At 39.2% G+C, this 26,695-nt stretch carries 30 protein-coding genes; 14 read left to right on the forward strand and 16 right to left on the reverse strand.

Annotated elements, in window-relative coordinates; genetic code table 11:
- Positions 1-279 precede the first annotated feature (279 nt).
- The gene (locus tag ACS5PU_RS04120; RefSeq protein ID WP_439458005.1) at positions 280-1,476 is read right to left on the reverse strand and encodes a pyridoxal phosphate-dependent aminotransferase; all 1,197 of its coding nucleotides are present in this window, start codon (positions 1,474-1,476) and stop codon (positions 280-282) included.
- Between the two features lie 112 nt (positions 1,477-1,588).
- Between ACS5PU_RS04120 and ACS5PU_RS04125 the strand changes: the two genes are divergently transcribed.
- Genes ACS5PU_RS04125 through bioA form a run of 3 tightly spaced genes read left to right on the forward strand, consistent with a single transcriptional unit; the run spans position 1,589 to position 4,322 of the window.
- Positions 1,589-2,575 carry a cation diffusion facilitator family transporter gene (locus ACS5PU_RS04125; protein WP_439458006.1) on the forward strand — a complete coding sequence of 329 codons (987 nt, stop codon included), beginning with the start codon at positions 1,589-1,591 and terminating at the stop codon, positions 2,573-2,575.
- On the forward strand, positions 2,562-3,014 hold the full coding sequence (locus tag ACS5PU_RS04130) for an NUDIX domain-containing protein (RefSeq protein ID WP_439458007.1): 453 nt from the start codon (positions 2,562-2,564) through the stop codon (positions 3,012-3,014). Before ACS5PU_RS04125 ends, ACS5PU_RS04130 begins: the two co-directional genes overlap by 14 nt.
- A 6-nt stretch (positions 3,015-3,020) precedes the next feature.
- Positions 3,021-4,322, forward strand: a complete 1,302-nt coding sequence (bioA, locus tag ACS5PU_RS04135; RefSeq protein ID WP_439458008.1) for an adenosylmethionine--8-amino-7-oxononanoate transaminase — start codon at positions 3,021-3,023, stop codon at positions 4,320-4,322.
- A 174-nt stretch (positions 4,323-4,496) separates the two neighbouring features.
- Here the strand turns inward: bioA and ACS5PU_RS04140 are convergent, their stop codons facing one another.
- From ACS5PU_RS04140 to ACS5PU_RS04185, 10 genes are all read right to left on the reverse strand, one after another.
- The gene (locus ACS5PU_RS04140) at positions 4,497-4,931 is read right to left on the reverse strand and encodes an SRPBCC family protein (protein WP_439458009.1); all 435 of its coding nucleotides are present in this window, start codon (positions 4,929-4,931) and stop codon (positions 4,497-4,499) included.
- A gap of 19 nt (positions 4,932-4,950) precedes the next feature.
- Positions 4,951-5,283, reverse strand: a complete 333-nt coding sequence (locus ACS5PU_RS04145) for an ArsR/SmtB family transcription factor (protein ID WP_439458010.1) — start codon at positions 5,281-5,283, stop codon at positions 4,951-4,953.
- A gap of 73 nt (positions 5,284-5,356) precedes the next feature.
- Positions 5,357-5,770 (reverse strand): VOC family protein, encoded by a 414-nt coding sequence (locus tag ACS5PU_RS04150; RefSeq protein WP_439458011.1) that lies wholly within the window; start codon positions 5,768-5,770, stop codon positions 5,357-5,359.
- A gap of 91 nt (positions 5,771-5,861) precedes the next feature.
- Entirely contained in the window at positions 5,862-6,200 is a 339-nt protein-coding gene (locus ACS5PU_RS04155; protein ID WP_439458012.1) for an MmcQ/YjbR family DNA-binding protein, read from the reverse strand.
- 14 nt (positions 6,201-6,214) lie between these two features.
- Positions 6,215-7,588: an exonuclease domain-containing protein gene (locus ACS5PU_RS04160; protein ID WP_439458013.1), complete on the reverse strand. Its 1,374-nt coding sequence runs from the start codon at positions 7,586-7,588 to the stop codon at positions 6,215-6,217.
- 126 nt (positions 7,589-7,714) lie between these two features.
- Positions 7,715-8,344: a hypothetical protein gene (locus ACS5PU_RS04165; protein WP_439458014.1), complete on the reverse strand. Its 630-nt coding sequence runs from the start codon at positions 8,342-8,344 to the stop codon at positions 7,715-7,717.
- A gap of 10 nt (positions 8,345-8,354) precedes the next feature.
- Positions 8,355-8,717 carry a response regulator gene (locus tag ACS5PU_RS04170; RefSeq protein ID WP_439458015.1) on the reverse strand — a complete coding sequence of 121 codons (363 nt, stop codon included), beginning with the start codon at positions 8,715-8,717 and terminating at the stop codon, positions 8,355-8,357.
- Between the two features lie 143 nt (positions 8,718-8,860).
- Positions 8,861-9,586 (reverse strand): LytR/AlgR family response regulator transcription factor, encoded by a 726-nt coding sequence (locus tag ACS5PU_RS04175; protein ID WP_439458016.1) that lies wholly within the window; start codon positions 9,584-9,586, stop codon positions 8,861-8,863.
- Between the two features lie 147 nt (positions 9,587-9,733).
- A complete protein-coding gene (locus ACS5PU_RS04180) occupies positions 9,734-10,831 on the reverse strand; it encodes a sensor histidine kinase (RefSeq protein ID WP_439458017.1) in 1,098 nt (365 codons plus the stop codon).
- Between the two features lie 102 nt (positions 10,832-10,933).
- On the reverse strand, positions 10,934-11,674 hold the full coding sequence (locus ACS5PU_RS04185) for a LytR/AlgR family response regulator transcription factor (protein WP_439458018.1): 741 nt from the start codon (positions 11,672-11,674) through the stop codon (positions 10,934-10,936).
- A 298-nt stretch (positions 11,675-11,972) separates the two neighbouring features.
- On the opposite strand from ACS5PU_RS04185, the gene ACS5PU_RS04190 reads away from it, so the two are divergent.
- The 4 genes from ACS5PU_RS04190 to idi all read left to right on the forward strand — a co-directional run bounded on the left by ACS5PU_RS04190 (position 11,973) and on the right by idi (position 14,726).
- The gene (locus ACS5PU_RS04190; protein ID WP_439458019.1) at positions 11,973-12,251 is read left to right on the forward strand and encodes a hypothetical protein; all 279 of its coding nucleotides are present in this window, start codon (positions 11,973-11,975) and stop codon (positions 12,249-12,251) included.
- A 206-nt stretch (positions 12,252-12,457) separates the two neighbouring features.
- Entirely contained in the window at positions 12,458-13,363 is a 906-nt protein-coding gene (locus ACS5PU_RS04195) for a MerR family transcriptional regulator (protein ID WP_439458020.1), read from the forward strand.
- A complete protein-coding gene (locus ACS5PU_RS04200; RefSeq protein WP_439458021.1) occupies positions 13,347-14,183 on the forward strand; it encodes a phytoene/squalene synthase family protein in 837 nt (278 codons plus the stop codon). Before ACS5PU_RS04195 ends, ACS5PU_RS04200 begins: the two co-directional genes overlap by 17 nt.
- Positions 14,184-14,726 carry an isopentenyl-diphosphate Delta-isomerase gene (idi, locus tag ACS5PU_RS04205; protein ID WP_439458022.1) on the forward strand — a complete coding sequence of 181 codons (543 nt, stop codon included), beginning with the start codon at positions 14,184-14,186 and terminating at the stop codon, positions 14,724-14,726. It begins immediately after the preceding gene.
- 263 nt (positions 14,727-14,989) lie between these two features.
- Here the strand turns inward: idi and ACS5PU_RS04210 are convergent, their stop codons facing one another.
- Both ACS5PU_RS04210 and ACS5PU_RS04215 read right to left on the reverse strand, forming a co-directional pair.
- Positions 14,990-15,193: a KTSC domain-containing protein gene (locus ACS5PU_RS04210; RefSeq protein ID WP_439458023.1), complete on the reverse strand. Its 204-nt coding sequence runs from the start codon at positions 15,191-15,193 to the stop codon at positions 14,990-14,992.
- A 36-nt stretch (positions 15,194-15,229) separates the two neighbouring features.
- Positions 15,230-15,610 (reverse strand): hypothetical protein, encoded by a 381-nt coding sequence (locus ACS5PU_RS04215; protein WP_439458024.1) that lies wholly within the window; start codon positions 15,608-15,610, stop codon positions 15,230-15,232.
- Between the two features lie 113 nt (positions 15,611-15,723).
- Between ACS5PU_RS04215 and ACS5PU_RS04220 the strand changes: the two genes are divergently transcribed.
- The 5 genes from ACS5PU_RS04220 (at position 15,724) to ACS5PU_RS04240 (ending at position 19,706) form a co-directional block, all read left to right on the forward strand.
- On the forward strand, positions 15,724-15,912 hold the full coding sequence (locus ACS5PU_RS04220) for a hypothetical protein (protein WP_439458025.1): 189 nt from the start codon (positions 15,724-15,726) through the stop codon (positions 15,910-15,912).
- Between the two features lie 170 nt (positions 15,913-16,082).
- Positions 16,083-16,874 carry a HipA family kinase gene (locus ACS5PU_RS04225; RefSeq protein WP_439458026.1) on the forward strand — a complete coding sequence of 264 codons (792 nt, stop codon included), beginning with the start codon at positions 16,083-16,085 and terminating at the stop codon, positions 16,872-16,874.
- Positions 16,852-17,235, forward strand: a complete 384-nt coding sequence (locus ACS5PU_RS04230; protein ID WP_439458027.1) for a DUF3037 domain-containing protein — start codon at positions 16,852-16,854, stop codon at positions 17,233-17,235. Before ACS5PU_RS04225 ends, ACS5PU_RS04230 begins: the two co-directional genes overlap by 23 nt.
- Positions 17,236-17,343: 108 nt before the next feature.
- Positions 17,344-19,257 carry an AAA domain-containing protein gene (locus ACS5PU_RS04235; RefSeq protein ID WP_439458028.1) on the forward strand — a complete coding sequence of 638 codons (1,914 nt, stop codon included), beginning with the start codon at positions 17,344-17,346 and terminating at the stop codon, positions 19,255-19,257.
- 71 nt (positions 19,258-19,328) lie between these two features.
- The gene (locus ACS5PU_RS04240; RefSeq protein WP_439458029.1) at positions 19,329-19,706 is read left to right on the forward strand and encodes a response regulator; all 378 of its coding nucleotides are present in this window, start codon (positions 19,329-19,331) and stop codon (positions 19,704-19,706) included.
- On the opposite strand, the gene ACS5PU_RS04245 is transcribed toward ACS5PU_RS04240, so the two are convergent.
- Positions 19,703-21,556 carry a DNA topoisomerase 3 gene (locus tag ACS5PU_RS04245; RefSeq protein ID WP_439458030.1) on the reverse strand — a complete coding sequence of 618 codons (1,854 nt, stop codon included), beginning with the start codon at positions 21,554-21,556 and terminating at the stop codon, positions 19,703-19,705. The genes ACS5PU_RS04240 and ACS5PU_RS04245 overlap by 4 nt on opposite strands.
- Positions 21,557-21,758: 202 nt before the next feature.
- Here ACS5PU_RS04245 and ACS5PU_RS04250 point away from each other — a divergent pair, with 202 nt between their 5' ends.
- On the forward strand, positions 21,759-22,202 hold the full coding sequence (locus ACS5PU_RS04250) for a hypothetical protein (RefSeq protein ID WP_439458031.1): 444 nt from the start codon (positions 21,759-21,761) through the stop codon (positions 22,200-22,202).
- On the opposite strand, the gene ACS5PU_RS04255 is transcribed toward ACS5PU_RS04250, so the two are convergent.
- Positions 22,199-22,984 carry a murein L,D-transpeptidase catalytic domain family protein gene (locus ACS5PU_RS04255; protein WP_439458032.1) on the reverse strand — a complete coding sequence of 262 codons (786 nt, stop codon included), beginning with the start codon at positions 22,982-22,984 and terminating at the stop codon, positions 22,199-22,201. The genes ACS5PU_RS04250 and ACS5PU_RS04255 overlap by 4 nt on opposite strands.
- A 209-nt stretch (positions 22,985-23,193) precedes the next feature.
- Here ACS5PU_RS04255 and ACS5PU_RS04260 point away from each other — a divergent pair, with 209 nt between their 5' ends.
- Complete coding sequence (locus ACS5PU_RS04260; protein WP_439458033.1) at positions 23,194-24,651, forward strand: SDR family oxidoreductase; 1,458 nt, start codon at positions 23,194-23,196, stop codon at positions 24,649-24,651.
- 132 nt (positions 24,652-24,783) lie between these two features.
- Here ACS5PU_RS04260 and ACS5PU_RS04265 read toward each other — a convergent pair whose 3' ends face one another.
- A complete protein-coding gene (locus ACS5PU_RS04265) occupies positions 24,784-26,691 on the reverse strand; it encodes a DUF3857 domain-containing protein (protein WP_439458034.1) in 1,908 nt (635 codons plus the stop codon).
- Between the last annotated feature and the right edge of the window lie 4 nt (positions 26,692-26,695).

Consider the following 26,695-nt stretch of genomic DNA (forward strand, 5'->3'; position numbering starts at 1 on the left):
TATCAGTTGCCAGTTTGCAAAGGGGAATACTGTGTAGCTGCCGTGGTTAATAAACCTTATTGAAGTGGATAGCCCGCAAAGCCGGTTTTTCACCGGGTGCGGACTAGTAACGGAAAGAAGGACTGTAGCAGCCATGGAATACTGGCTTTCATTTTCAAATAAAAAAAAAGTGTTTACTGGTTGGTAGGCCACCAATTATTACGAAGAAATGCTTTAAAAAAGAAAACCCCTCGTTTAAATTAACGAGGGGTTTTTATGTTTAAGTTAACTGTTAATTGACTAAGCCAGTTTACCCAATGCTTCTTTTATTCTTCTTAATGCTTCTACCAAACTCTCATCTGATGCTGCATACGATAAACGGATGTAGTTGTTGTTACCGAAAGAATCGCCACCAACTGTTGCAACATGACCAACGTTTAATAAATATAAAGCTAAATCGGCCGAATCTTTAATTACGTTGCCATCCGCATCTTTTTTACCGAAGAAAGAACTGATTTCTGGGAAGAAGTAGAAAGCACCATCAGGCAGGTTTGTTTTCACGCCCGGGATTTCATTCAATAGGTTATAAACAAGCTCTCTACGGCGTAAAAATGCTTCTTTCATTACCAAAACGCTTTCTAAGCCCTGCTCGTAAGCCACAATACCTGCGCGCTGTGCAATAGAGCATGTGCCTGAAGTAGTTTGACCTTGCAGTTTATCGTTTGCAGCAGCAATTTCTTTATTGGCAGCAATGTAACCTAATCTCCAGCCCGTCATAGCGAAAGCTTTAGAGAAACCATTTACGATAATAACACGGTCTTTAACGCTATCGAATTGTGCAATAGATTCGTGTTTATCAACGAAATTGATGTGCTCATAAATCTCATCTGATAGGATATAGATATTTGGGTGTTTTTCAAATACCGCCACAAGCGCAGCCAATTCTTCTTTGCTGTATACTGAACCTGTAGGGTTGCAGGGCGAAGAAAACATAAACAGTTTTGATTTAGGCGTAATGGCTGCTTCCAACTGTGCAGGTGTAATTTTGAAATTGCTCTCAATGTCTGTATCAATAAAAACAGATTTACCTTCGGCAAGGGTTACCATTTCCGAATAAGAAACCCAATATGGCGTAGGGATAATTACTTCATCATCAGGGTCAATTAAGGTTAAAATAACATTCGATAATGACTGTTTCGCACCTGTTGAAACAACAATTTGAGAAATATCGTAATCTAAATTATTCTCGGTTTTAAGTTTGTTTACGATAGCCTGGCGCAGATCAGGATATCCTGGAACCGGCGAGTAACGGGTATAATTTTCGTCTAATGCTGTTTTAGCAGCATTTTTTACATGGTCGGGTGTATTAAAATCGGGTTCGCCAACACTTAAACTGATGATATTGATGCCCTTAGACGCTAATTCGCGGCCAAGTTTGGTCATTTTAAGGGTTGCAGATTCTGATAGACTGTTGATTCTTTTCGATAAGGTGCTCATGGTTAATTACTTTGACCGCAAATATATAAACCAAATATTATTCTGCACTAAAAAACAGATTTTTTTCTCATTTAATTTAGTCGATAAGCGTATTTTTGTAGAAAAAAGCATTGTGTCGGTAAAGAAAAAAGCAATTATATTGTCGTTGGTTGTGAGTGTTGTGCTAATGCTGGCCAAGTTTGTAGCCTATTTTATTACCGGTTCCAATTCTATTTTAACTGATGCCGCAGAAAGCATTGTGAATGTAATTGCTGGTAGTTTCGCGTTTTACAGCATTTATTTAAGCACACAACCACGTGATGATAACCATCCTTATGGCCATGGTAAAGTGGAGTTTTTCTCTGCCTTTGTTGAGGGAATACTCATCCTGATTGCTGGGGTAATCATCATTTTTAAATCATCTTATAACCTTGTTTACCCACATGCCGTTGGGCAATTGTTGCAGGGTACGCTAATTATCGGTATTACCGGTCTGATCAATATGATTGTAGGTTTATACCTGATTAATGTAGGTAAGGATCAACATTCGGTTACTTTGCAGGCAGATGGAAAGCATTTATTAACAGATACTTATACCAGTGCGGCCATAGTTGTTGGCTTGATCCTGATCCAGTTAACAAATATTATTTGGTTAGATAGCTTATTATCTGTTCTGGTAGGTTTTTACATTGTGTATTCGGGCTATAAACTTACCCGTGGCTCGGTGGGCGGCTTAATGGACGAGAGTGATTTTACTTTGGTTGAGGAAGTGGTGGAAGTGTTGCAAAAAAACAGGCATAACCCGTGGATTGATGTACACAACCTGCGTACACAACAGTATGGGCCTGAATTCCATATCGATTGTCATGTAACTTTGCCCTATTATTTCGATTTGAATAAGGTTCATCGGGAGATTTCTCAGATTGATGAACTGATTAATTCGAACGGTGTACGTAAGGCAGAGCTTTTTATACATGCCGATCCCTGCTTGCCAGAGTGCTGCCATTACTGCCACATGAGCGAATGCCCCGTTAGGTCGGAGTCCTTTAAAAAAGAAATTATCTGGACACCAGAAATTGTGATCAAAAATAAAAAGCATTTCGAGAATGAGCTACTTTAATGTAAGGGTTTACGGTTTGTTAGTTAACCCGGATAACGAGGTTTTGGTAAGTGATGAAGAAGAATACGGTTTCCGTTTCAGTAAGTTTCCAGGTGGCGGCTTAGAGCTGGGTGAAGGTTTAATTGATGGCCTAAAGCGCGAATTTGTAGAAGAATGTGAAGCCGATATTGAAGTATTGTCTCATTTTTATACCACCGATTTTTACGAGAAATCTTCCTTTAACGATAGCCAGGTAATTAGTGTTTACTATCTGGTTAAAGAAAAAGCCCCACTGCAATTGGCTTTCAAAGATAAAATTTATGATTTTGATGGCGAGGGAGAAATTTTGCAGGCTTTTAGGTGGGTTAAAATAGAAGACCTGGCAATTGATGAGATTACATTCAAAACCGATAAAACCGTAGCACAGCTCTTAAAAGATCAATATTCAGTTAAATTATAATCATTTATGTCAGATACACCCGAAATCCAAACGCTCAACACTAAACTCAACTTAACTGAACGCGATCAAAAAGTAATCTGGCACCCTTATACGCAAATGAAAAATGCCCTGCCGCATATTCCCATTGTGAGGGGCGAAGGCGTTTATGTTTTTGATGAGCAGGGAAAAAGGTATATTGATGCCGTTTCGTCCTGGTGGGTAAATATTCATGGCCACGCGCATCCCCACATTGCCCAAAAGGTAGCAGAGCAGCTAAATGTGCTTGAACATGTAATTTTTGCAGGTTTTACGCACGAACCTGCAGTCTTACTGGCAGAAAGGCTTTTGCCAATACTTCCGGGTAAACAGGATAAGGTTTTTTATACCGACAACGGTTCTACCGCGGTAGAGGTTGCGCTTAAAATGTGTTTGCAATACTGGGACAACAAAGGGAAGCCGAAAACTAAAATTTTAGCGTTTAAGAATGCTTATCATGGCGATACTTTCGGTGCCATGTCGGTTAGTGGACGGAGTATTTTTACCGATGCCTTTAATAGCTTGTTGTTTGATGTTGAGTTTATCGATCTGCCGAACGAAGATAATATTTCTGATTTAGTATCGCATATTTCAAACCTTAAAGATACTGCTTGCTTTATCTTCGAGCCACTTATTTTAGGTTCTGGGGGTATGTTGATGTATGAAGCCCAGTACCTGGATCAGCTTTTATCTGCCTGCAAAGCAGCTCAGGTTTTAACCATTGCGGATGAGGTGATGACGGGTTTTGGTAGGACAGGAACCTATTTTGCCTGCGATAAATTAAGCAATAAACCTGATATTATCTGTTTAAGTAAAGGATTAACAGGTGGTACCATGCCACTTGGGGTTACTACCTGTACCAACGAAATTTTTGAAGCTTTTTTAAGTGATGATAAACTGAAAACACTTTATCACGGACATTCATTTACCGCTAATCCAATTGCTTGTGTTGCATCGCTGGCCAGTTTGGATATTTTATTAAAGGATGAAACCCTGCAGAATATTAAAAGGGTAGAGGCTAGGCACGCTGGGTTTTTACAGGAGGTTAAATCGCATCCCAAAGTTAAATCGATTAGGCAAACCGGTACCATTATCGCCATTGAGTGGGAAACTGGCAATGAAACATCTTATTTAAGTAACCTGCGTAATTTATTGTATGCCTACTTTTTAGATAAAGGAATTATATTGAGACCACTGGGTAATATTATTTACATTTTGCCTCCCTATGTAATTAGCGATGAGGACCTCGATGTTATTTACGCAGCTATAAAAAGCGCTTTGGAAGAAATTTGATTTGAATGATGAACGCTATGCCGAGGTTTATGGATAGATTCTTCACTTCGTTCAGCATGACAACACATACCAGCAGGGGTGTAAGATGGTAATATCTTACACCCGATCTAATGTCGTTATAAATTTACTAAGTCAGGAGTAAGATCTGACTTCACTAGAACACTTATTTGCACACTATTTCGCTGGTTCCAGATAGTTTTTAAGCGCATCGTTAACAAAATAGTTCCAACCGCCGTTAAAGCTCGTTTTAGCAAAATTGGGGCCGTTTGAGGCAAAGCTTTCTAAGCCGGTATGGGTAAGCCTTAATCGTGTTTTTTCGCCCTGCTCAAATAACTCCCAAGTTACTACCGAATTGCCTGGGTAGCCATCATAACGCCAGGTATAAGCCAGTTTTTTACCTTCCACAATATCGGTTATCTCGCAAAGATGTAAATATTGCGGTCCATCGTCCGGCCCACCGCTAAACTGAAACTTGAAACCAATTTCGGGTTTAAATTCTTCCAGCTGAAAATACCATTGTTTAATTTCGCTGTTATTGGTTAAAGCACTCCACACTTTATCAATTGGGGCGTTATATACGCGTTCTACAATAACTGGTTCGTTTTCCATCTTTATTTTGATTTAGTTTTTATTTATCTGTATTTGAACCGCTGTGCTGATCATTTGATAAGTGGATTTCTAACGCATCTAGTTTGGCTGTCCAGAAAATGCGGTATTGTTCAACCCATTTGGCTACTTCTGCAAGTTTTTGAAACTGGATACTGCAATAACGGTCTCTACCTTGCTGCTTAATTTCTACCAGACCACATTCAGTTAAAACTTTTATGTGCTGGGAAATGGCAGGCCGGCTCATCTCAAAATTTTCGGCAATGGCATTAAGATTTAAGCTTTTGTGCGCAATCAGATTAATGATTTCTCTTCTGGTGGGATCGGCGATGGCCTGGAAAACATCTCTTCTCATAAAAATAATTGCGTAAGTAATTGCTTACAAATATAAATGTAAGTAATCGCTTACGCAAATTTTATTTGTTTTTTTAGCCTAAGGGCATTTTGCTCATATCCATGTATAAGATACTCCATCGCTGGCCATCCAGATCAACAAAACCGCAACCATACATCCAGCCATCTTTGTAGCCCGGTTCCCCATACAGTGTACCGCCTGCGGCAACTACTTTCTGAGCAAGTTCATTCACTTCTGCAGGACTTTCGGCATCAAAAGAGAAAAGCACGTCGCCGCCATTTTTCTCTGCAGTGGCAATACCCGCAAAACCTTCGTATAAAGATTTTTCGAAAAGCATAATTACCAGATTGCTTTCTCCAACCAGAAAAGAAGCCGAATCTTCGCGAACACCGTATTGCAGGTTTAAGGTAAAGCCCAGTTGGCTAAAAAATGCCTTCGATTTATTAATGTCCTTTACCGGGAGGTTTATCCAAAGTGATTTTGTCATAACGTTCTATATTTGTTTTACGTAAAGATAGCCAACTGATAATGGACTTTAGCTTGCTATAAACGAAAAAATATAGGGGGATTTAAGACAATTAATCTCTGCTGTATTTTTCAGCAAGCTTTTTAGGGGCTACATTACAGTAGGAGAGTATAAGGGCATCGATTATTATATCGTCATTAACTGCAGATAGATCGAAAATCGTCCAGCCTTGTTTGCCCCACGCACCTGTAGCAGTTATGATGTTAGCTGTATAAAAATCGCAGAAAACAGATTGGTCTATTTCCGATAATTTAAATGTTGCCCTGTTTTTTTGAAGATCGAGCGTGGCAAAGATCTTTTTATGCACGCGAAAAGAAGTTTTTTCGAAATGAGGCTGTTCTGTAACTTCATCAAAAGAGAAACAATGCGCTGTAAAAATTGATGAATCCATATTGCGATTGGTTTTTAGAGTTTATACAATTTTTGGGGATGCTGCTCTGCGTGATTTAAAATCAGGTTGAGGATATAACTGTTGGATTGATAGGTAGACAGATCGTTTTTAACCGGAGCCAGGCCCTCGGCCAGATAATTTGAATCGGTAAAGTAACCCATTCCGTAAAATTTCCCTTTCTCTACCACTAAGCAACTAAATTCGTCTGCTTTTCTGCCTTCATCTACCAGGGCAAAACTAGGCTGCTGATTCTGGATATCATCAAGCGCGGCCATTAATTTTTTGTTATAAACCGTTACGGTTTCAATTTTGCTACAGGCGCCAAAGCACTGCCCGTTTTCGTGTGCATAGCAGGTTGTTGCTGTTTTTTGCAGGTAACAAAGTTTGGCGCAGAGCTGGTACTTATCAATCAGTTGGTTTAAAAAGTTATAACCTTCCAATAAGCTGTTAAAGCTCTGTAAAGCATTGTTGTTTTTCTTATGTTTATCAATAGCTAAACGGAGATAACCATTCTGATCTTCAAAAACATAAAGATCGTATTTGTGCTCGTAGCGCTTCATGGCCCTGTTGTTTTCTGGCCATAAACGTTTTATTTCATTGGCTTCTAAAATTAGCGCCATCAGTTCTGTACCGCAGATTACATGATCTACATGATGAATGGTGCGTAAAAACTCCTGACGTTGCCTGTTTGGGGTATTGCCGGTAAAGTGGCTGGTTACCCGTTTTTTGAGGTCTTTGGCTTTACCCACATACACAATTTTGCCCTTGCTATCTTTAAAATAATAAACACCGGGCTGGTTCGGTAGTCTTAAAATCGACGCTTTATCCAAGTGCGGCGGCAATGCCTGTTCTTTTGATGTTTTTTTAAGCATTTCTGCAACAACCCCTTCCTGATCGCCAGCTAACAGCATGTTAAACAAGATACTGGTGGCATCGGCATCTCCGGCAGCACGGTGGCGGTTATGTATGGGTATTTGCAGGGCTGTGCAAAGTTTCCCCAAGCTATAAGAAGATTTGCCCGGTATTAATTTTCTGCTCAGCCTAACTGTGCAGAGTTTCCGGCATTGTAAATCGTATCCTGCGGCCGATAAATGATGTTTTAAAAAGGAATAATCGAAATTTACATTGTGTGCTACAAAAACCTTATCGTTTAGTAACTGATAAATCTGTAAAGCTACATCTTCAAATGCCGGCGCATCTTTAAGCAGTTCATTATCAATACCGGTTAAGGCTGTTATGTAAGCCGGTATGCTCTGTTTTGGGTTAATAAGTGTGCTATACGATTCTACTATCTGATTATCATCATGAATATTAATGGCAACCTCGGTAATGCCATTGGCAGCGGCATGACCGCCAGTGGTTTCGATATCTACAACTGCGTACAACATTACAATAATTTGAAATACAAATTTATGCTAAAATAGTTAGTAAAGAAATAATTTTGATTATTTCTTTAGCATAAAAAAAGCGGCTACATATTTAACGTAGCCGCTGAGTTATTTTGTATGATGTTATTATTTTAATTTATTCAATAATTTACTTAGGTTAGGTTTAATGCCTATATTAATGGGAACCGTGTTAAATGCCCTGTTCTGGATCTTGCTAAAACCGTACATGTAGCTGGCCTCAACAAATAAATTTGCCCCACCAATATTGTATTCAATACCTGCACCGCCTTCGGCTATGCCAAGTGAGTTGCTTTTGTTATCCATATTTACCTGAAGGGTGCTGGCATTAACAGCAGCCTGTGGCGTTAATATAAAACCACCTCCGGCACCTGCAAAACCATAAAAAGCCCATTTATTTACAATTTTTCTGTAGCCAAGGGCAACATTTAACAAATAGGTTGTGGCCCTGCTTTTTTGTAAGGTATAGGTATAGCCAGCATCAGGGGTAATCTGGTTAAAGGTAAAGGCATGTAAGCTAACTTTAGGGTACAGAAATAAACCTCCATCGCCCAAACCCAGGTTTAAGCCCAGTGAGGTAGAGAATTTAGGTTTAAAATAATCGGAAGTTTCGCCTACCGGAAAGGCAAATCCAATACCACTCATCGAGTATAATTTATCTGGCCTGGTTTGCGCTTTAACCTGAACTGATGTGATGGCCAGTACTATTAGGGAAGCAGTTAATAATCTTAATTTCATATCTGATTTTTTAATTTTCGGTCAAAGCACTCACTTTTAATAACAGATCGGCCATGTTAAATGGCTTTTCAAGGTAATCATCCGGATGAAAACTCTGTGAGGCAATGTAGTTTTCATCGTATCTGGCCGAAGCCAGGATCACCGGGATAGATTCGGTTTCTGGATTTAACTTTAATTCTTTAAATACAGCACGTCCATCCATACCATTTAACATAATATCCAGAATAATCAGGTCGGGGTTAAAATCCCGCACGGTTTTAAATATATACCGTGGTGATAATAAAGGATAAACTTTATAATTTTCGGTTTCTAGTACTTCTTGGAAAACTTCCAGTACATCGGGATCATCATCTACAACCAATACTCTTTTCAAAACAGACAATCAATTAATAATTAAATAGACTATCCTAATACAAAATTTGGCTCTTAATGTTTTGCTTAATCAAAAAATAATGGGAAGAGAGGAGAGAATGGAGCTGTTGCGTTAATGTAAGTGGTTGATTTAACTGTTTTTGCTTAAAAATTGTTCTTTATAAAGCTTGCAAAAAGATCTTTATAGTTTTCTGAAACCATGTAGGAATTTTCTCCCGATAATAAAATCTGGTTATCAAATACGCTTTTGATGTGCTGTTTAGAAATGATCACATCAGCACTGATCTGGATAAATGCAGAATGTCTTTTTAATGTTTTCAGCATTTTGATAAAGTTCGACCTCAAACTTAGAAATGATTCGTTGGTTGTTTTAAACTTGATATCATCACCAAGTTCTTCAACCGCAATCAATTCGTTCAGGTCTATCCTTACCAAATCGCCATTGCTGCCCTGAATGGGAATATAAAAGAAATTTTCTTCAAAAATAGAAAACGGAGTCGACGTTTTTTTACCGGTTGGATATAGGTTGTTTATGGTTTTAGCAAAATGAAGTATTGAATAAGGTTTGAGCAGATAAGCATCGGCATCTACTTTAAAGGCATCGATAGCATAGCGGGGATGCGCCGTGGTAAAAACCAGGTGTTTGGTGCGCTGGCGCAATAGCCCAGCCAGTTCAATTCCTGAAAGCGTTGGCATTTCTACGTCTAAAAAGATAATGTCGACAGGCTGTGCGGCAGAAATTTCTGCCAGGGCCTGAAGTGGTTCGGTAAAAGTTTGAACAAGTTTTAAATCAGGCAACTTATCCATGTATGCTATCAGGTTCTCCAGAGCGTGCGGATCATCATCAATAGCGATGCAACTTATTGACATTTTTATAGGTTTAGGTAGCGCAAATTACAATTTCAGCCAGTAAAAAGAAAAAAAATAACATTTCAAACAGATTTTTACGTATTCGGTAAGGATAAAACTATTTTTTTTTGAAATTGAACTGAAATTTTAAAATTCAACATAAAAATACTAAAGTTGATTCTCTTTTCTAATGGTTATAAATAAAGTTACTTTAAAATAGTATTTGTCTTTAAAATATTTAAATTCTGCATCATGACCATAAGCGTAATCTAAGCGCTTACTGATGTTCTCCAGGCCAGCATTCAGTCCTGATTTATCAGCGACATGTTTAATCAAATTTGAAGTTCTGATCATTAATTTGCCCTGTTCCACAGTTAAATTTACCTCTGCAGGATGATCGCTGTTCAATAGTTCGCCATGTTTAAAGATGTTTTCTACAAGGGTAATCAGTACCATCGGGATAATCTTGACCTCCCTAATATCATCATCGTACCAGAAACGCAGCTGAAGCTGATGATTTTTGCGCAATTGATGCAGGTTGATCAGATTTTCTACCTGGTTAATTTCTTCGCCCAAAGAAATAAATTCTTTGTCCTTATTGCTATCTACCGAGTATCGCATCATTTCTGATAAGGAGTGGATGGTTTCTGCAGCAATTGGAGAAGTTTCTCTGGCATTTTGATAAATAAAATCCAAGGTATTAAAGAGCAAATGGGGCTGTATCTGCGCCTTTAGGAAAGCGTTCTCAGATTTTGCAAGTTGTATAAGGTTATTTAAACGCTGTTTTTCCAGGTCTTCGGTCTTTTTTCTTTCCTTAATGTAACGCATTAAAAAATAATAACCTGTAGCAAAGCACATAAAATAAACACAACGGTATAAAGGTGCCGTAAAATAAATCAGGTCTAATGTTATTTTCCTCGTGCCCGTGTAATGTGTGTAGTTAATGATAAGATGGTCCAATAATACTGAAATGCTCAAATAACAGGCAATTTCGATCCAGAGGAGTAATGGCAGTTTCCATGCACTTTGTTTAAGATTATGGAGGCCAATGCCCAGTACTACGTGCGCATGCACATAAAAGGTAGCGATATTAAGGGTGTAATATAAAATGTACGCTGCCGGATTACCAAATTTCCCACTGATCAACCCTACAATAATGGCTTCGTAAAAAATAAAAATAATCCAGATAATGATATGGAGTTTCTTATCTGCAAGCCAGTTTAATAAAGGCCAGTTGGTGTTGTTTTTTGTTTCGTGTGTAATCATTTGGTTATCGGCTAATAAACTGGGGAACGGCAAAATACATCACAGGCAGTAAACCTAGGTTTACGTTGCGTTGTGCTAAGCTAAAATACTAAAAAAATTAAATTAAGAGCGGCTTGTTTTGATGGTTTTTTCTTTAATGTAATCCTGTATGTTATCGCGGTAACTGTTTCCAATGTTAATGGTCAGGTTATTGATCATTTTGAGGGTATGGCCTTCTACTTTTTCGATATAGTTTTTGGCAATGATAAAAGAGCGGTGTGCCTGTGCAAAATTAGGAAATTCCAACAAGATAATTTTAATTTCAGATAATGCGATGTAAGAAACAATGGTTTCGTTTAAGGTGAAAATCCGCACATAGTTCTGGAGGCTTTCTACCGCAACAATATCCGAATACCTAACCTTTATCAAGTTGTTGTGATCGCTTTTATTCCGTACAAAAAAGTAATCGTCGGTATGTTTAATATTAACCTGTTGGCTGCTGGGTACCTGCGGAAAAAGCTTGTTTATGGTTTCGGCAAAGCGGGCAAAAGTATAAGGTTTAAGCAGATAGGCATTGGCATAAATTTCAAAAGCTTCGTAGGCATATTTGGAGTGCGATGTGGTGAAGATTAATTTGTCGGTTTTATGCCGGATAGATTTGGAAAGTTCAAGTCCAGAAATTAAAGGCATATCTACATCCATAAAAATAATATCCACTGCAAGCCCCGCGCTGATTTCGTTCAGCGCCAGCACCGGATCAGTATAGTACTGTATCAATTCAAGACTGGCCAGCGAACTGATGTATGATTTTAAACCATTTATGGAATGGAGATCATCATCAATTATGATACATTTTAATTTCATAGACGTGATATTATGGTTGCAAAATTATTGCTTGCCCGTTAAAATTTGAAAAATTATTATCAGCTCAGTCTCCTTTGATGTTATTACGTGGAAAATGTTACTTAATATTTTTTGTAGACCTAATCGGTCTGAACGTTACGCATAGCGCCTCTAAAAAGCATTGTTTTACCTGAAAAAGGGTTATTAAAAATTAATTAATGTGTTGTATAACAATATATTATATTTTGAATCGTATAAGATTATAGATATATTTAATTAAGTTAAAATATCTTACCGAAATACCTAATCACATCATCCCATGAAAAACAGAACCCGCACAACTAACAGGTTAAACGTATCTATTACCAAAAAAGTTATTGAACTTCAGGAAAAAGGTTACGATTGTGACTTTCTTTTACTGGCCAACGGAAACCTTCTTTGCATGCAAACCAATTTTAAATATCCGCTAAGCACTGTAGCCATTAAACAGATGGAACATGGTTATGATTTTTTTAGCCATTCTTACAAGCATGTGCACACCATAGAAACCGGAAACGGGGAAAAAGGCGTGCTCCTTACCGAACAGGCCTTTAAATAAGCAATTCATAAAAAGGCTTATCATTTCTTGAATTACACTATTAAATTTGCTTCAATTTGGGTTAAGGGTATACCGTGCCTAAAATTACCGGTCTTGGTAAGGTAGTGAAGTATTTTTTAGGCCATCATGAAACAAAAGCCAAGATTTGTAAAAACTTTACAACATTCTTTTTGTTTAAATTTTATTAGATATATTTAAACAAAATAATGACTTATTCCATTTCAGACCTTGAACAGCTCTCGGGCATTCATTCTCACACCATTAGGATTTGGGAGCGGCGTTACGGTGCGTTAAAGCCAATGCGATCGCAGGGAAATACGCGTTTTTACGATGATGTTCAGCTAAGACGGTTGCTAAATATCGTAAGTTTAAATAACAATGGCTTAAAAATTTCTAAAATCTGCAGCCTTTCTGATGAGGCAATGGATGAACTGCTAGATGAGCAGTTTTCTTATGTGGCCAATGATAGACAGGCTGAATATTATATTTCGCAATTGGTAAGTCATGGTTTAACTTTTGATGAATTATCCTTTAACCAACTTGTTGATGCCGCCATCAAAGAAGTGGGGCTATCTGAGTGTTACCGGAAAATAATTTATCCGCTGTTGGTGCGTTTAGGCCTAATGTGGCGTAAAGATGATATCTGCCCTGCACACGAACATTTTTTATCGAACATTATCCGTCAGAAATTATTTACACACATCAATAATATCCCTGTGCAAACAGGCCCTACCAGTACCTGGCTTCTTTTTCTGCCCGAAAATGAAGACCATGATATCGGCTTATTGTTTGCTAATTATATGTTGAGGATTTACCATCAAAAGGTGATCTTTTTGGGCAGTAAAGTGCCTTTAGATTCGATTTCGAGGGTATTTTCCACCTTAAACGTAAATCATGTTCTGTTTTTTATGGTTAAGGCCCAATCAGATAGCAAAGCGCAAAAATATATAGATCAAGTATCAGAAATATGCTCATCCGCTCAGATCCATCTAGCCGGAAACAGCCAGCTTATCGGTAAACTAAAAAATATCGGTCACATCAACTGGTTTAAAACACTAGACGAATTTGAAAATTCAATCCAACAACCCATTTTACATGAAAGAAATTTTTGATCGATTATCTGCCGATTGTTCACGTTTAACCACTAAGCGGTACAGCACCAGTTTTTCTTTTGGTATCTACTTCTTGGGAAAGGAACTCCGCGCTCCAATTTATTCTATTTACGGTTTTGTACGCCTCGCCGACGAAATTGTAGATACTTTTCACCAATACGATAAGCAGTTTTTACTGGATAAGTTTAAACACGACACGTTTGAGGCCATAGCTCTGGGAATCAGTTTAAACCCGATATTAAATTCGTTTCAACAGGTGGTAAACCATTATGGTATTGATCATGAATTGATTACCCAGTTCCTGAAAAGTATGGAAATGGATTTATCAGAAAAAACGTATACGCCCGAACTGTACAACGAATATATTTTAGGCTCGGCAGAGGTGGTGGGGTTAATGTGCTTAAAAGTATTTACCCAGGGCAGTAGCTCATATTACGAAGAGTTAAAGCCTTATGCCATGAAACTTGGTTCAGCTTTTCAAAAAGTAAATTTTTTGAGGGATGTTAAAACCGATCATCAAGCGTTATGCCGCAACTATTTCCCCAATGTAAACCTGGCTTTGTTTTGCGATAATCAAAAAAAGCAGATTGAGCATGAAATTGAAGCCGAATTTGCCGTTGCTTTGGAGGGAATTAAACTACTGCCTTCGAGTTCTAAAAATGGGGTATACTTATCGTATATTTATTATAAAAAACTATTCAATAAAATAAAGCGGCTCAGTGCCGAGAAAATTATGACTGAAAGGATTAGGATTTCTAACACCCATAAAGTTGGTTTGATGTTTGATTCCATTATCCGGAATAAGTTAAATGTAATTTAAATGGAAGAACAAGTTATTTTAGTTGACCCTAATGATGTGCCTAAAGGGCGGATGGGGAAGATGGAGGCACACGAGAAGGGGTTATTGCACCGTGCTTTTTCTGTTTTTGTTTTCAATACCAAAAAAGAGCTGTTGTTGCAGCAACGTGCGAAGGAGAAATACCATTGCGGCGGGCTGTGGACCAATACGTGCTGCAGCCACCCCAAAATAGGCGAGGGGAACTTACATGCCGCTAAAAGGAGATTGAAAGAGGAAATGGGGATGGAATGCGATTTAAGTTATCTCTTTAAATTTACCTACAAGGCTGAATTTGATAATGGTTTAACCGAACATGAAGTAGACCATGTTTTTTTTGGGGTAACAAACGATCTGCCGGTGATCAATCCCGATGAAGTAGAATCTTTTAAGTATATAGATTTAGAATCGCTGGAACGCGAAATCAATACTAACCCAGCCGAATATACGCCTTGGTTGAGGGCCTGTTTGGATAGAGTGGTTAAGCATGCTTCAACCGCTAATACAAAAAACGGGCATACAGCCTAAGCCATATACCCGTATCTAAATTAACGCTCTCGAGGACAAATATAGGACTAGTTTAGATATTTGCAATAGTTTTAACATTTCTTTTACTTTAAGATTATACTTAAAACTTAGTTAAATCAAGTCGTCTAGAAATAAAATGTTCGGGCAGAGTGGATTAGCTTTTTAGCGGTTAAAGAAAACATTTTTTTATTTTTTTACCTAAAAAGATAGTAATTGCAGATCTGGTAATTTTTGATTGATAACTTGTTTAAGCATGGTTCAGTTTACAGGTCATTTAATTTTTGGAACTTAAATTTTTCCTTGATATACCTGTTAAAATATCTTCCTTTGGATATAGAAGCCTTTAGCATTTTATAGGTTTTCTCCGGAACATCCTGATAGCGATAAACCATGCCTGTTACAAAAGTGATTTTTAACGATTTCGTATGTTCATCGTAGCTGAAGTGGTTAATTACAGAGGATGGCATAAGCTAGCTATCTAAAAATTGATCAAAACATTAATTCTATTCGTTTTTTAGCTCCGATTCTTCCTTGGCAACCTTGATTTTTTCCTTTTTAAGGTCAATTCTGATGATGTTGTACAAGCTCATGTAGATATTGGCAATCCACACAATTGAGAAAAAAGAAATGATATAACCGCGCCAATCAGGATAGATCAGGGTGAAATTGGTCAGGATGAGCAGGAGGAGCGTAACGTAGTGGCTAAAACAATATTCGCAGGTAAACACGTAAAAAAACTTTCTTTTGAATAACTGGTTACAGTTTTTTGATCGGTCTACACAAAACTCGCGGGCTTCCCTAAAAATCTCTTCTTTGGTAATTGTCCAGGCGATACAGGCAACAGGCAGCGCCATAATAAAAAGATAATAAATAGGTGTTTCCATAATCGTTGCTAAGGGCTATAGGTACAACCTTAAAGCCTTGAAAATGTTTAGGTAAGCATTAAACATTTTGAGTATATTTATGTTAATCAAAATAAAGCTAACCTTTAATTGTTATGGAAAGATCAGAAATTATATCTCTACTCGAGGTAATCAATCAACAGGTAAGTTCTTCGGTACTGGGCGGAATGGAAGATGAATATGAAGAACTGGAAAGTATGGGACTGATTAAAATTAACCGCGAATCTGTACAATGGGCGGCAGCAATGACGCCTGCAGGAAATGCTTATCTGGGGCACGATTAAATTGGATCTGCCTCAAAACGTTTATCGTTCCTCTATACCCAACAACCATATTTTAGTTAGAACGGTTAAGGATTAAAGTATGACCGAATAATTGCTTTAATTCTTCTAAATTTGTGGCAAGTTTAGAATGCTACATGGTTTTAACATAAAATGTCGTTCTATCCAGCTATATGAACGATTTACAACTTAGAACGGTAAATGTAATCAGGTATGTTACGCCCCTGCGCGAAGGAGGCTCCATGCCTGCCATTGCAGAGGCCGACGACAACTTTTTATATGTACTAAAATTCCGAGGTGCCGGACAAGGCCCCCGGGCGCTAATTGCCGAATTAATTGGTGGAGAAATTGCCCGTATTTTAGGCTTACGTGTGCCCGAACTCGTATTTGCCAATTTAGACGAAGCGTTTGGTAGAACCGAGCCAGATGAGGAAATACAGGATTTATTAAAGGCCAGTGTGGGCCTTAATTTGGCTTTGCACTATTTATCGGGCGCCATAACTTTCGATCCTACGGTTACCACTGTTGATGCTACACTCGCTTCGCAGATTGTGTGGTTAGACTGCTTTTTAACCAATATGGACCGTACCTGCAGAAACACGAATATGTTGGTTTGGCATAAAGAGCTTTGGTTAATTGATCATGGCGCGTCTCTATATTTTCACCATTCGTGGCAAAACTGGGAAGAACAGGCCACTAAACCTTTCTTCTTGGTTAAAGATCATGTACTGCTGCCTTGGGCTACGGAGATGGAGCGCGTGGATGAAGCATTTAGGGCCATACTTACACCCGAAAAAATTGAAGCGGTTATTAACCTCATTCCAAACGATTGGTTAGAAGGCGAAACAAACTTTACCAATAAGGAAGAGCACCGTAAAGCATACACACATTTTTTAACAGAACGCTTACTACATTCTGATACATTTTTAAAAGAAGCACAGCATGCAAGGGAAATTCTTATTTGAGTATGCTGTAATCCGCGTAATGCCCAGGGTAGAACGTGAAGAGTTTATTAATGTGGGGATCATTTTATTTTGTGCCAAACAGAAGTTTTTGAAGAGCATTTTTGTGCTGGATGAACCAAAAATAAAGGCCTTCTCTGATAAAATAGACTTGGAAGAACTGAAGGAAAATCTTTGCGCTTTTGAAAGAATAAGCATAGCGGCAAAGGGTTCGGGCCCAATTGGTCAGTACGATCAGGCATCGAGGTTTAGGTGGCTTACCGCTACCAGGAGCACGGTTGTGCAATGCTCCAAAGTACATCCGGGTTTTTGCGATGATCCACAGGAAACCTTGCTCAGGTTACATCAGGAACTGGTTTTGTAGTTTAGCAGATAGGATAATTGGCTAGATTAATATTTAATTCCGGCCAGTTTTTCCTACGATCGTGACTAAAAACCAGTTAATCAATTCAAACAATTAACCATTTTAATCTTGCCAAAAGAATATTTTAAAAAACTTCAGGACCTGCTTGATATCGAGCGTGAAGAAGATTTACAATCGTACTTAAAAGTTACCGCTAATACTTCTGCAGCAGATAGGAGGGCATTGGGCCTGACCTGGTATCCCATTGCTATCAGGAATACGGAGATAGGCCGGGGCGATTACTTAACGGTAGAGCTTGAGCGTACCACGCATCAGGATTTTTCGCATCAGTTTAGGTTTGGCTCATCAGTTGTACTGTTTTCTAACCACGATGCAAAGGAAGACCGCATTGAAGGGATCATCACGCATCAGAGCGGAACCCGGATGAAAATCAGTTTCAGGGTTGATGAATTGCCCGATTGGACGAGAGATGGTAAACTTGGGGTCGATCTATTGTTTGATAACAACAGTTACGATGAAATGCAGAATGCCCTTAAGCAGGCAACGCATCTGGCAGAGAACGAATCTGAAAATAAACTGATCCGCATTTTAACCAAAGGAGAAAAGCCTTCTTTTGGTGGTGAAGAGAAATTTATCATTCCCAATACCTTAAACGGATCTCAGCAATTGGCGGTGAATAAGATCGTGGCTGCAGATCATTTGGCCATTGTGCATGGCCCGCCCGGAACAGGTAAAACCACAACACTTGTACACGCCATACAGGCTTTGGCCAAGCACAGTAACCAGAAGATTTTGGTAGTAGCACCGAGCAATACCGCTGTAGATCTGCTTACCGAAAAGCTATCTGCTGCAGGTTTAAACGTAATTAGGGTGGGTAACCCAGCAAGGGTATCAGAAAGGTTGCAAGCGGCTACATTAGATCATCAAATGGCCGGGCACCCCGAAATGAAAACCATAAAAGCACTTAAAAAACAGGCCAGTGAATACAAAAATATGGCCCACAAATACAAACGCAGTTTTGGCAAAGCAGAACGCGAGCAGCGCAAGGCCCTGTTCGATGAGGCACATAAAATTGGTAAAGAAGTAGAAAAAACGGAACAGTATATTATGGATAATCTGTTTACCAAAGCACAGATTATTACGGCAACTTTGGTAGGTGCAAACCACTACACGGTTAAAAGCTTAAAATACAATACCATTGTAATTGATGAGGCCGGGCAAGCACTTGAACCAGCTTGTTGGATCCCCATTTTAAAAGCACAAAAAGTGATATTGGCCGGCGATCATTTTCAGTTATCGCCAACCATAAAATCGAATGAAGCAGCCAAGAATGGCCTAAGCAATACTTTGCTCGAAAAAACGGCCAGCCTTCATCCAGAAGCCGTGGTGCTTTTAAACGAGCAGTATAGGATGAATAAGCATATTATGGGCTATTCATCGAAAGTGTTTTACAATAATGAATTAAAAGCGCACCATACAGTTGCTGATCATGTACTTTTTGAATTTGATACAGCCATTAATTTTATCGATACAGCAGGATGTAGCTTTGATGAAAAAATGGATGGTACAAGTACCACTAACCCTGATGAAGCTGCTTTTTTGGTTAAGCACCTGAGCAATCTGATCAGCAATTTGCCAGCAGTTCAATTGCTGAATCAATTTCCGTCTATCGCGATTGTTTCTCCCTACAAGCAGCAGGTACAGATTTTAAATGCATTAATACGGGAAAATGATACATTGACCGCCTACAGGGATAAAATTTCGGTAAATACCATCGATAGTTTTCAAGGGCAGGAACGTGATGTGGTATACATTAGTTTAACACGTAGCAATGCTGAAGGTAGCATAGGCTTTTTAGCCGATACACGTAGAATGAACGTGGCCATGACGAGGGCCAGGAAAAAACTGGTGGTAATTGGAGACAGTTCTACGCTATCTAAATCTAAATTCTATGCCGAATTTATTCAATATACCGAAGCATTAAATGCCTACCACAGTGCTTGGGAATTTATGGATATGTAGTTACTTTTGGCTTATTAAGGAAAGAAAACTGAATAAATGATATATTTGGCCTAATCATCCCATCCCTTTAAATGATCGAAAACGCTAAAATTCTTATTGCCGATGACAGTGAGATAATGAGACTCTTGATGAAGCGTTTCTTTACTAGGCTGTTTGCTTCACCAGTTGTTTTAGAAACGGCGAATTTACCAGACACACTTAAGCTGCTTGAACAGCAGCAGGTTGATTTTCTGTTGTTGGATATCAATATGCCAAAAGGGGATAGCAACCCTAAAACAGTTAGCCAAATATTAAGCATCCAGCCCCATATTAAAGTGTGTATGTTTAGCGGCAACGATAAAGCCATGCTAGAACAACAGTATTATGCTGCCGGTGCAATTGGCTTTGTTCAAAAAGACGAAAGTATGGGAACTGCTATTGAACAGGTAATTAGCAGTGTTTTCGGTTAAGCTTTTTCTAGTTTCTTCTCTTCATTAATTTTACCCGAAATACTGGCGCCAGCAATAAGCAGCTCGTTGGTAATCATTTTGGTATATTCTGTAATTTCCGATTTAAAGTCTTTAACCGAAGAGCCAGAGCGTATTTCTTCGAGCCTTTTTTCCCATTGTCCGGTAAGTTCGGCCTGGGCAATCTGTTTATCTTTAACCACTTCGTAAACGGCTAAACCTTTATTGGTTGGTACAAGGTTCCGTTTTTCGCGGGTAATATACTCCCTGGTAATTAAGGTTTCAATAATAGATGCACGGGTAGCAGGAGTACCTAATCCGCTGTCTTTCATGGCGTAGCGCAGCTCTTCATCTTCAATTTCCTTGCCGCAGGTTTCGAGAGCCTTTAACAACGAAGCTTCATTGTACATGGCCTTTGGCTTGGTCTGCTTTTCCAATAAGGATTTTTCGGTAATTGGCAATTGCTCGCCAACAGCTACCTTGGGCAGGGCAGCGTTATCCTCGTCCTTTTTATCATCTTCAGGATCGTTAAAAACCGAACGCCAGCCGGCAGATCGGATTACTGTTCCATTGGCAATAAAGGTAATGCCCGATTGAATGGTTATTTTGGTGAGTTCCTTTAAACATTCCTGGTGAAATGCCTCGATCATCCGCCCAACAACCATATCATATACAGCTTGTTTATCGGGGCTTAATCCGTAGGCTTGCTCGCCTGTTGGCAAAACAGCATGGTGATCGGTTACTTTCTTCGCGTTTACACTTCTTTTATTTAAGCTAACAGTTTGTAGAAACTGTGCCTGCTTGCCAAAATCAGGGTGGTCGGTAAATTTCGCAATCAGATCGGGTACGCCCGCATAAACATCATCGCCAATATAACGTGAGCCCGTACGTGGATAAGATACGAGTTTGCTCTCGTACAGGTTCTGTAAAATGTTAAGGGTTTGATCGGCTGTATAGCCTTTCTTCTTATTGGCTTCCTGTTGTAAACTACTTAAATCGTGCAAAAGCGGTGGCGGCTCTTTTCTTGGTTTGGCTTCTACCGCCGTAATGTTACCCCCAGTAGCAAATCCTGAAGCCACATCTTCTACCAGTGCAAATAGTTTCTCAACTTCTTCCTTATCTTTATAATTCGAGGTAGATATGGCTTTAAAAACCTGTTCTTCTTTGCTGAGCAGAATGCTGATCTGATAATAAGTTTGCGGTACAAAATTTTTGATTTCCAAAAAACGGGCGCAAATCATGGCCAAGGTAGGGGTTTGCACCCTTCCCAGCGAAAGTACGGTTCTATTACCTGCAGAAATACTCAACGCCTGGGTAGCATTCATGCCCACCAACCAGTCAGATTCTGACCGGCAATGTGCCGAATTGAATAAAGTATCGTAATCTGTCCCGGGTTTTAAATTTCTAAATCCATCCTTAATGGCTTCGTCGGTTTGTGATGAGATCCACAGGCGCTTAAAAGGTTTTTTGCATTTTAGGTAATAATAAATATACCTGAAAATCAGTTCGCCTTCGCGCCCGGCATCCGTTGCCACAATAATTTCAGTAGCCTCATCAAAAAGCTTTTTAATGGTTTCGAGCTGTTTTTTTACGGCCGGATCTTCAACAAAGCCATCCTTGGTTTTTATTTTTCGAATGGCCAGTTTAAATTTTTGGGGCAGCATGGGCAAATGTTGCTTCCGCCAGCCAATAAAGCCATAATCCTGTGGTGGTGCCAATTGTAAAAGGTGCCCAAATGCCCAGGTAAAAGAATATCCTTTACCTTCAATGTATCCATCTTTTCTGGTGGTTGCTCCAAAAACTTTGGCAAGTTCTCGGCCAACAGAGGGCTTTTCTGCAATTACAATCTTCATTAATCGGCTTATCTTTTCAAACCCCAAATATGCTCAAAATATCGGCAAAGGATTAAAAAAATTACTCACAATGGCTATTAACCCCCATTTAGACTAAACAATTGGCCGATAACATTGTCAATGATAGGGTTATATATTTTTATTAATTTAATTAACAAATGGGTATTTAATTGATCTAACCCCTAAAATGATTTTCAACTGAATGGATAGAATTTACGAATTGGCTGATTGTGAGGTTAAAGTTAGGCTCGAGCCTGGTTTAATCAGGGTGTATAGCAATGCTGAGCTTTGGCGGTTTATAGATGGAAAGGCCAATGCACGTTTTGAGCTGATGGTAAATTCGATTAAGGCCGATTATGCGGCACAATTTGGAAAGGCACTGGCTATTTCCAACAACTCTTTAATTGTAGAAATATTGGTGCATGTTTATTGCGATTATCTGGGCTTATCATTTAACCGTTTGGTTCAGATCAAATGGATTAAAGCTTTGGTAAGTAAATTATTGAAACGTGCCGAGATTGTAGATTGTGGCGAAAAGGGTGTAGACAGTAACCGCTGGGTTTGGGATCTGCTCGCCAACTGTAAACCCTTTTTCATCTGGTTACTGCCCAAAAACCTCAATGCTAAACAGATCAAAAAATACTAATCAACCTGGGCCGCTAAAACCTCTTCCTGGTTTAAAGCTACACTGGCGGCCAATGTTTCGTTTAAAAATGCGGAGTTATAATACTGGTCTGAATTGTTGATAAACAGTACCGTACGATCGGAAATGGTATTGATAACCTGATTGGCCAATTTAGCGGGAACCGCAGGGCAGCCCTGACTTCTGCCCAATCTGCCCAATTGGTTAATGGTTTGCTGCGAAACATATGCTGCACCATGTACCACAATGGATCTTTCTCTCGCATTATTGTTAAAGCCTTGGTCCATGCCATCTAATTTGAGTGAACGGCCGTGTTTGCCAAAATAAACCTCGCCGGTTAAATAGAAACCCAAACTGCTTTGATTGGAATTGATTTGGTTGGAAAAGAAGGCAGGTTTATCGCCACCACTGTTTTGTCCGTGTGCTACCCAAGTGTTAAGCAAAAGCTTTTTCTTTTCTAAATCAATGATATACAGCCGTTTTTTAGTGCTCTCCTGATCAAAATCGGCAATGGTCAAAATCGATTTTTCGTGCAGCAAACCAGAATATTTCATGTTGAAGAAACCAGTTAACGCTTTTTCAAAAACCTGTTCGTTTAAGCCTGCAGAATCTAAATGTACCGTGCGGTATAGATTTAGGATGTACCGGCTGTAGAGGCTATCAGCACTGATGTTTTTTACTGTTTGTTGCTGTGTTTGTGGAAGCTCCACGGCTTTCCAACTTGTTCCGACAATGCTCATACCCGCTAATAAAACCGTAGCAATGCCCAGGATGTGTCTCTTCATTCAGTATAGTATGATAATGAGTTATTTATACGGATGAAATACGTAAATGTTGCCCAGATCAATTTTGTAGTACAAGAAATACAACTGGTTTTACAATCAGGTGACTTAAAACCTTGATATATAGCTTTTAGGAATGAATTTTTTACCTAATCTGCGCGATAATCCTAACAAAGCCTTTTATTTGCTGTTATCTCTAAAACTGCTTGATCATGAAAATTCTACTAACAGGGGCAAATGGCTATATCGGCACCAGGTTACTTCCGCTTTTGCTCGAAGAAAAGCATGAGGTGGTTTGTATGGTGCGCGATAAGCGAAGGTTTATATCCGCATCTGATTTAAGCGATCAGGTGAAGGTTATTGCTGGTGATTTACTCCAGGCAGAAAGTTTAAACGAAATCCCTGCAGATATAGATGTTGCGTATTATCTGGTACATTCCATGTCATCCAGTCAGGGCGGTTTTTCGGATATGGAAAAGACATCTTCCGAAAATTTTTCGGCAGCAATACAGAAGACGAATTGCAAGCAGATTATTTATTTAACAGGCATTGCCAACGATGAACATTTATCTACTCATTTAGGTTCTCGCCTTGCGGTGGAAGAAAAGCTTAAATCATCGGGTAAAGCCTGTACCATTTTAAGGGCTGCCATAATAATCGGCTCAGGGAGTGCTTCGTTCGAAATCATCAGGGATTTAACCGAAAAGATCCCTTTTATGATTACGCCCAAGTGGGTAGAAACCCGCTGTCAGCCCATTGCCATCCGTGATGTTTTAGCTTATTTAACTGGGGTGTTGTATAACGAAAAGGCCTACAACCAAACTTTCGATATCGGTGGACCAGATATTTTAACCTATCGGGAAATGCTTTTGGGTTATGCCAAAGCCCGTGGACTGAAGAGGTGGATTGTTACCGTTCCGGTTTTAACGCCAAGATTATCTTCGCTCTGGCTGAACATGATTACGCCAGTGCCTTACTCGTTGGCCAGAAGTTTGGTAGATAGCATGAAAAATGAAGTGGTTTGTAAGGATAGCCATATTCACGATGTGGTACCAAGAAATTGTTTAACCTACCAGGAATCACTGCATCTGGCCTTCGAAAAAATCGATCAGAATTCTATCGTTTCGAGCTGGAAAGATGCTTTAAACCGCGGTTACCTGAATTCTAATTTTATGGACCAGATTAAAGTGCCTCAAAATGGGACTTTGGAATATAAAGTTAAAATGCCGTTTGAACGGAAAGCTGAGGAAGTTTTCGAAAATATTTGGAGCATTGGCGGCAATAGGGGCTGGTATTACATGGATTGGCTTTGGCAATTTCGCGGCTTTTTGGATAAAATGTTTGGCGGGGTAGGTACCAGAAGGGGGAGAACAAGCAATACCGATCTTCAGGCAGGTGATGTACTGGATTTTTGGCGTGTGCTGCTAGCAGATAAAAAAAGCAAAAGATTATTGTTGTACGCCGAAATGAAAGTACCGGGTGAGGCCTGGCTCGAGCTGAAACTAATAGAATTTCATGGAAAGGCATTTTTATCGCAAATAGCTACATTTAGGCCAAAGGGTTTATGGGGCAGGCTATATTGGTATGCCATGTGGCCCTTCCATATCGTATTATTTAAGGGAATGGCTAAACAGATTACAACCTACAAACCCGAAATTAAATCTATTTAGTTATTTTTGCGGCATAAATTCACAAGATGCCCAACCAAGAAAATGATTATTCCTTCTGGACAAAGTACAAGCGCTTTGCATCAACAGAAATCTTAATGTACCTCATCATGATTATTGGTATTGCCCTAGGCATTATTTTTTTAAGCTAAGCGCAAGTTTTAAATAATCCGCAGAATTTACATCATTAATAAATTTAGAAAATTCAGCATATCCTTCAGCCGGAAATGTGCCATCGTTTAAAATGAATTTACGGTAATAAGTTAGTTTGTTACCCGTTATGCTGGTTTTACTGATGTACTGGCCAAAAACACTTTTAAATGTTTTATCATTAGCCAATATCAGCGTGGCATCTACATTATCGGGCAATGTGTAAACAATGGTATCCTCATCTGTGTAACCACGGTTAATGTACACCGGTAAGGTTCTATTTCTGATTTCGGGTACTGATTTTTTGATGTTGAAGGCATTGAGCTGCAAAAACATTTTGTTTCCGTTTAAGGGAGCATAATTTCTGATGTTAATGCTTACTTCTTCTGTTAATTTAGGATCGATATCTTTATTCTGATGAAGGCTAACCGATTCAAAATCAATATTATCGATATTGTAAGCTTCTTTTAATAGTTTGTGCTGCTCAGTAAGCGGTTTCCCGATAAGTGATTCTTGGTTATCGTACTGCGCACCTGAATAAACGGTATTCATTTTTCCGGTAACATTTCCATCGGCCTGGATGGTTAACTGTGCATTGCGGATCTGCAGGTTTGCCGCTGTGGTTAGCTTGGGCGTATGCAACAGTTTGCCTCCTTCCGGCGTACAGGCCAGTACAATCCTGTCGTCGGTAAAATCGCTTAAAAAGCCAAATGGAATTTTCTGACTGGTACACTCCAGCCAGGTGGTATCGCCTTTTAAAGGCATACACAAAATAATGTGGTTGCCCTGTGCCATGCTGGCGTAGTTGGCATTGAGGCTTTTTTTCTCCGAACCAGCTTCTACAACACAATAATAAGATTCGATATCTGCAGCACTGAGCAAGCTCTGCATGTAATTTACCAGGGCTTTGCAATCTCCATAGCCCAAACGGTCTACTTCGCTGGCCGCAATGGGCTGAAAACCGCCAATACCTATCTGAACACTGATATACCTGGTTTTTTCCTGTAAATATTGATAAATTTTGCGTGCTTTATCCTTATCTGTTTTCTCAGTTTTTACCAGGTCCTTAACCATTTGCATGGTGCTGGTAGGTAGCGATGTCCGCTCTTTAAGCAAATCGGCATATATCCATTTGCCCAGCTCTTGCCAATTGGTGTAATAACCTTTATGGTTGTAATAGGTAAAATCTTGTGGGGCAATCTGGATGTTGGTGCTATACGTTTCAGGATCGGGGCTGTAAGGTTCTGTTTTAACAGCAGGCACGTTGCTTACCTTCCATATTGTTTTTTTCTGCTTCTCATCAGTACTCACCTCTGGTGTCCCAGCGTAATTTTGTGTTTTTATCCTAACCAGATCGTTTGGCTTACAGATAAAAGTATAGGTGCTTTTTTCTACTGAAACGTCGTTTGCCGGTTTTGGGGTCCAATCAGGGATAATAAGGTTCTGTTTATTCCGCACCTCATAAGTATAAACAACTGTATAAGGGTACTGATTTACCGATGGGAGATAATGTTTGATGCGGCTATCCACAAAAAGCGAAAATCCATCGGCTGCACTTACATCGCTAAAATCGTTCTGGGTAAATTTGGTAACCGGTTTACCTACAGCATTATAAACTTCGCCTTTTATACTTTTTATTGAGATGTTTTTATCATAATAAATCACCAACCGCGCTTCGTCTTCACCGTTCTGGTTAAAAACGGTAATCGCTTTTTTAACGTTCATCATTACATTATCCGGCGAGCGCATATCTATTGTGGTTTCATCGGTCCGGATACAGGCATTGGCACGGTTACGCATAATGGCCGGAATAAGATCGGTATCATAATTATCCTGGGCAAAACCGATAAAAGAGGTTAGCAGTAAAAAATAAAGGGCACCTAAAAATTTCATCTGC

It is taken from the genome of Pedobacter sp. GSP4, assembly GCF_051857575.1.
In the GTDB taxonomy this organism is placed as follows: domain Bacteria; phylum Bacteroidota; class Bacteroidia; order Sphingobacteriales; family Sphingobacteriaceae; genus Pedobacter.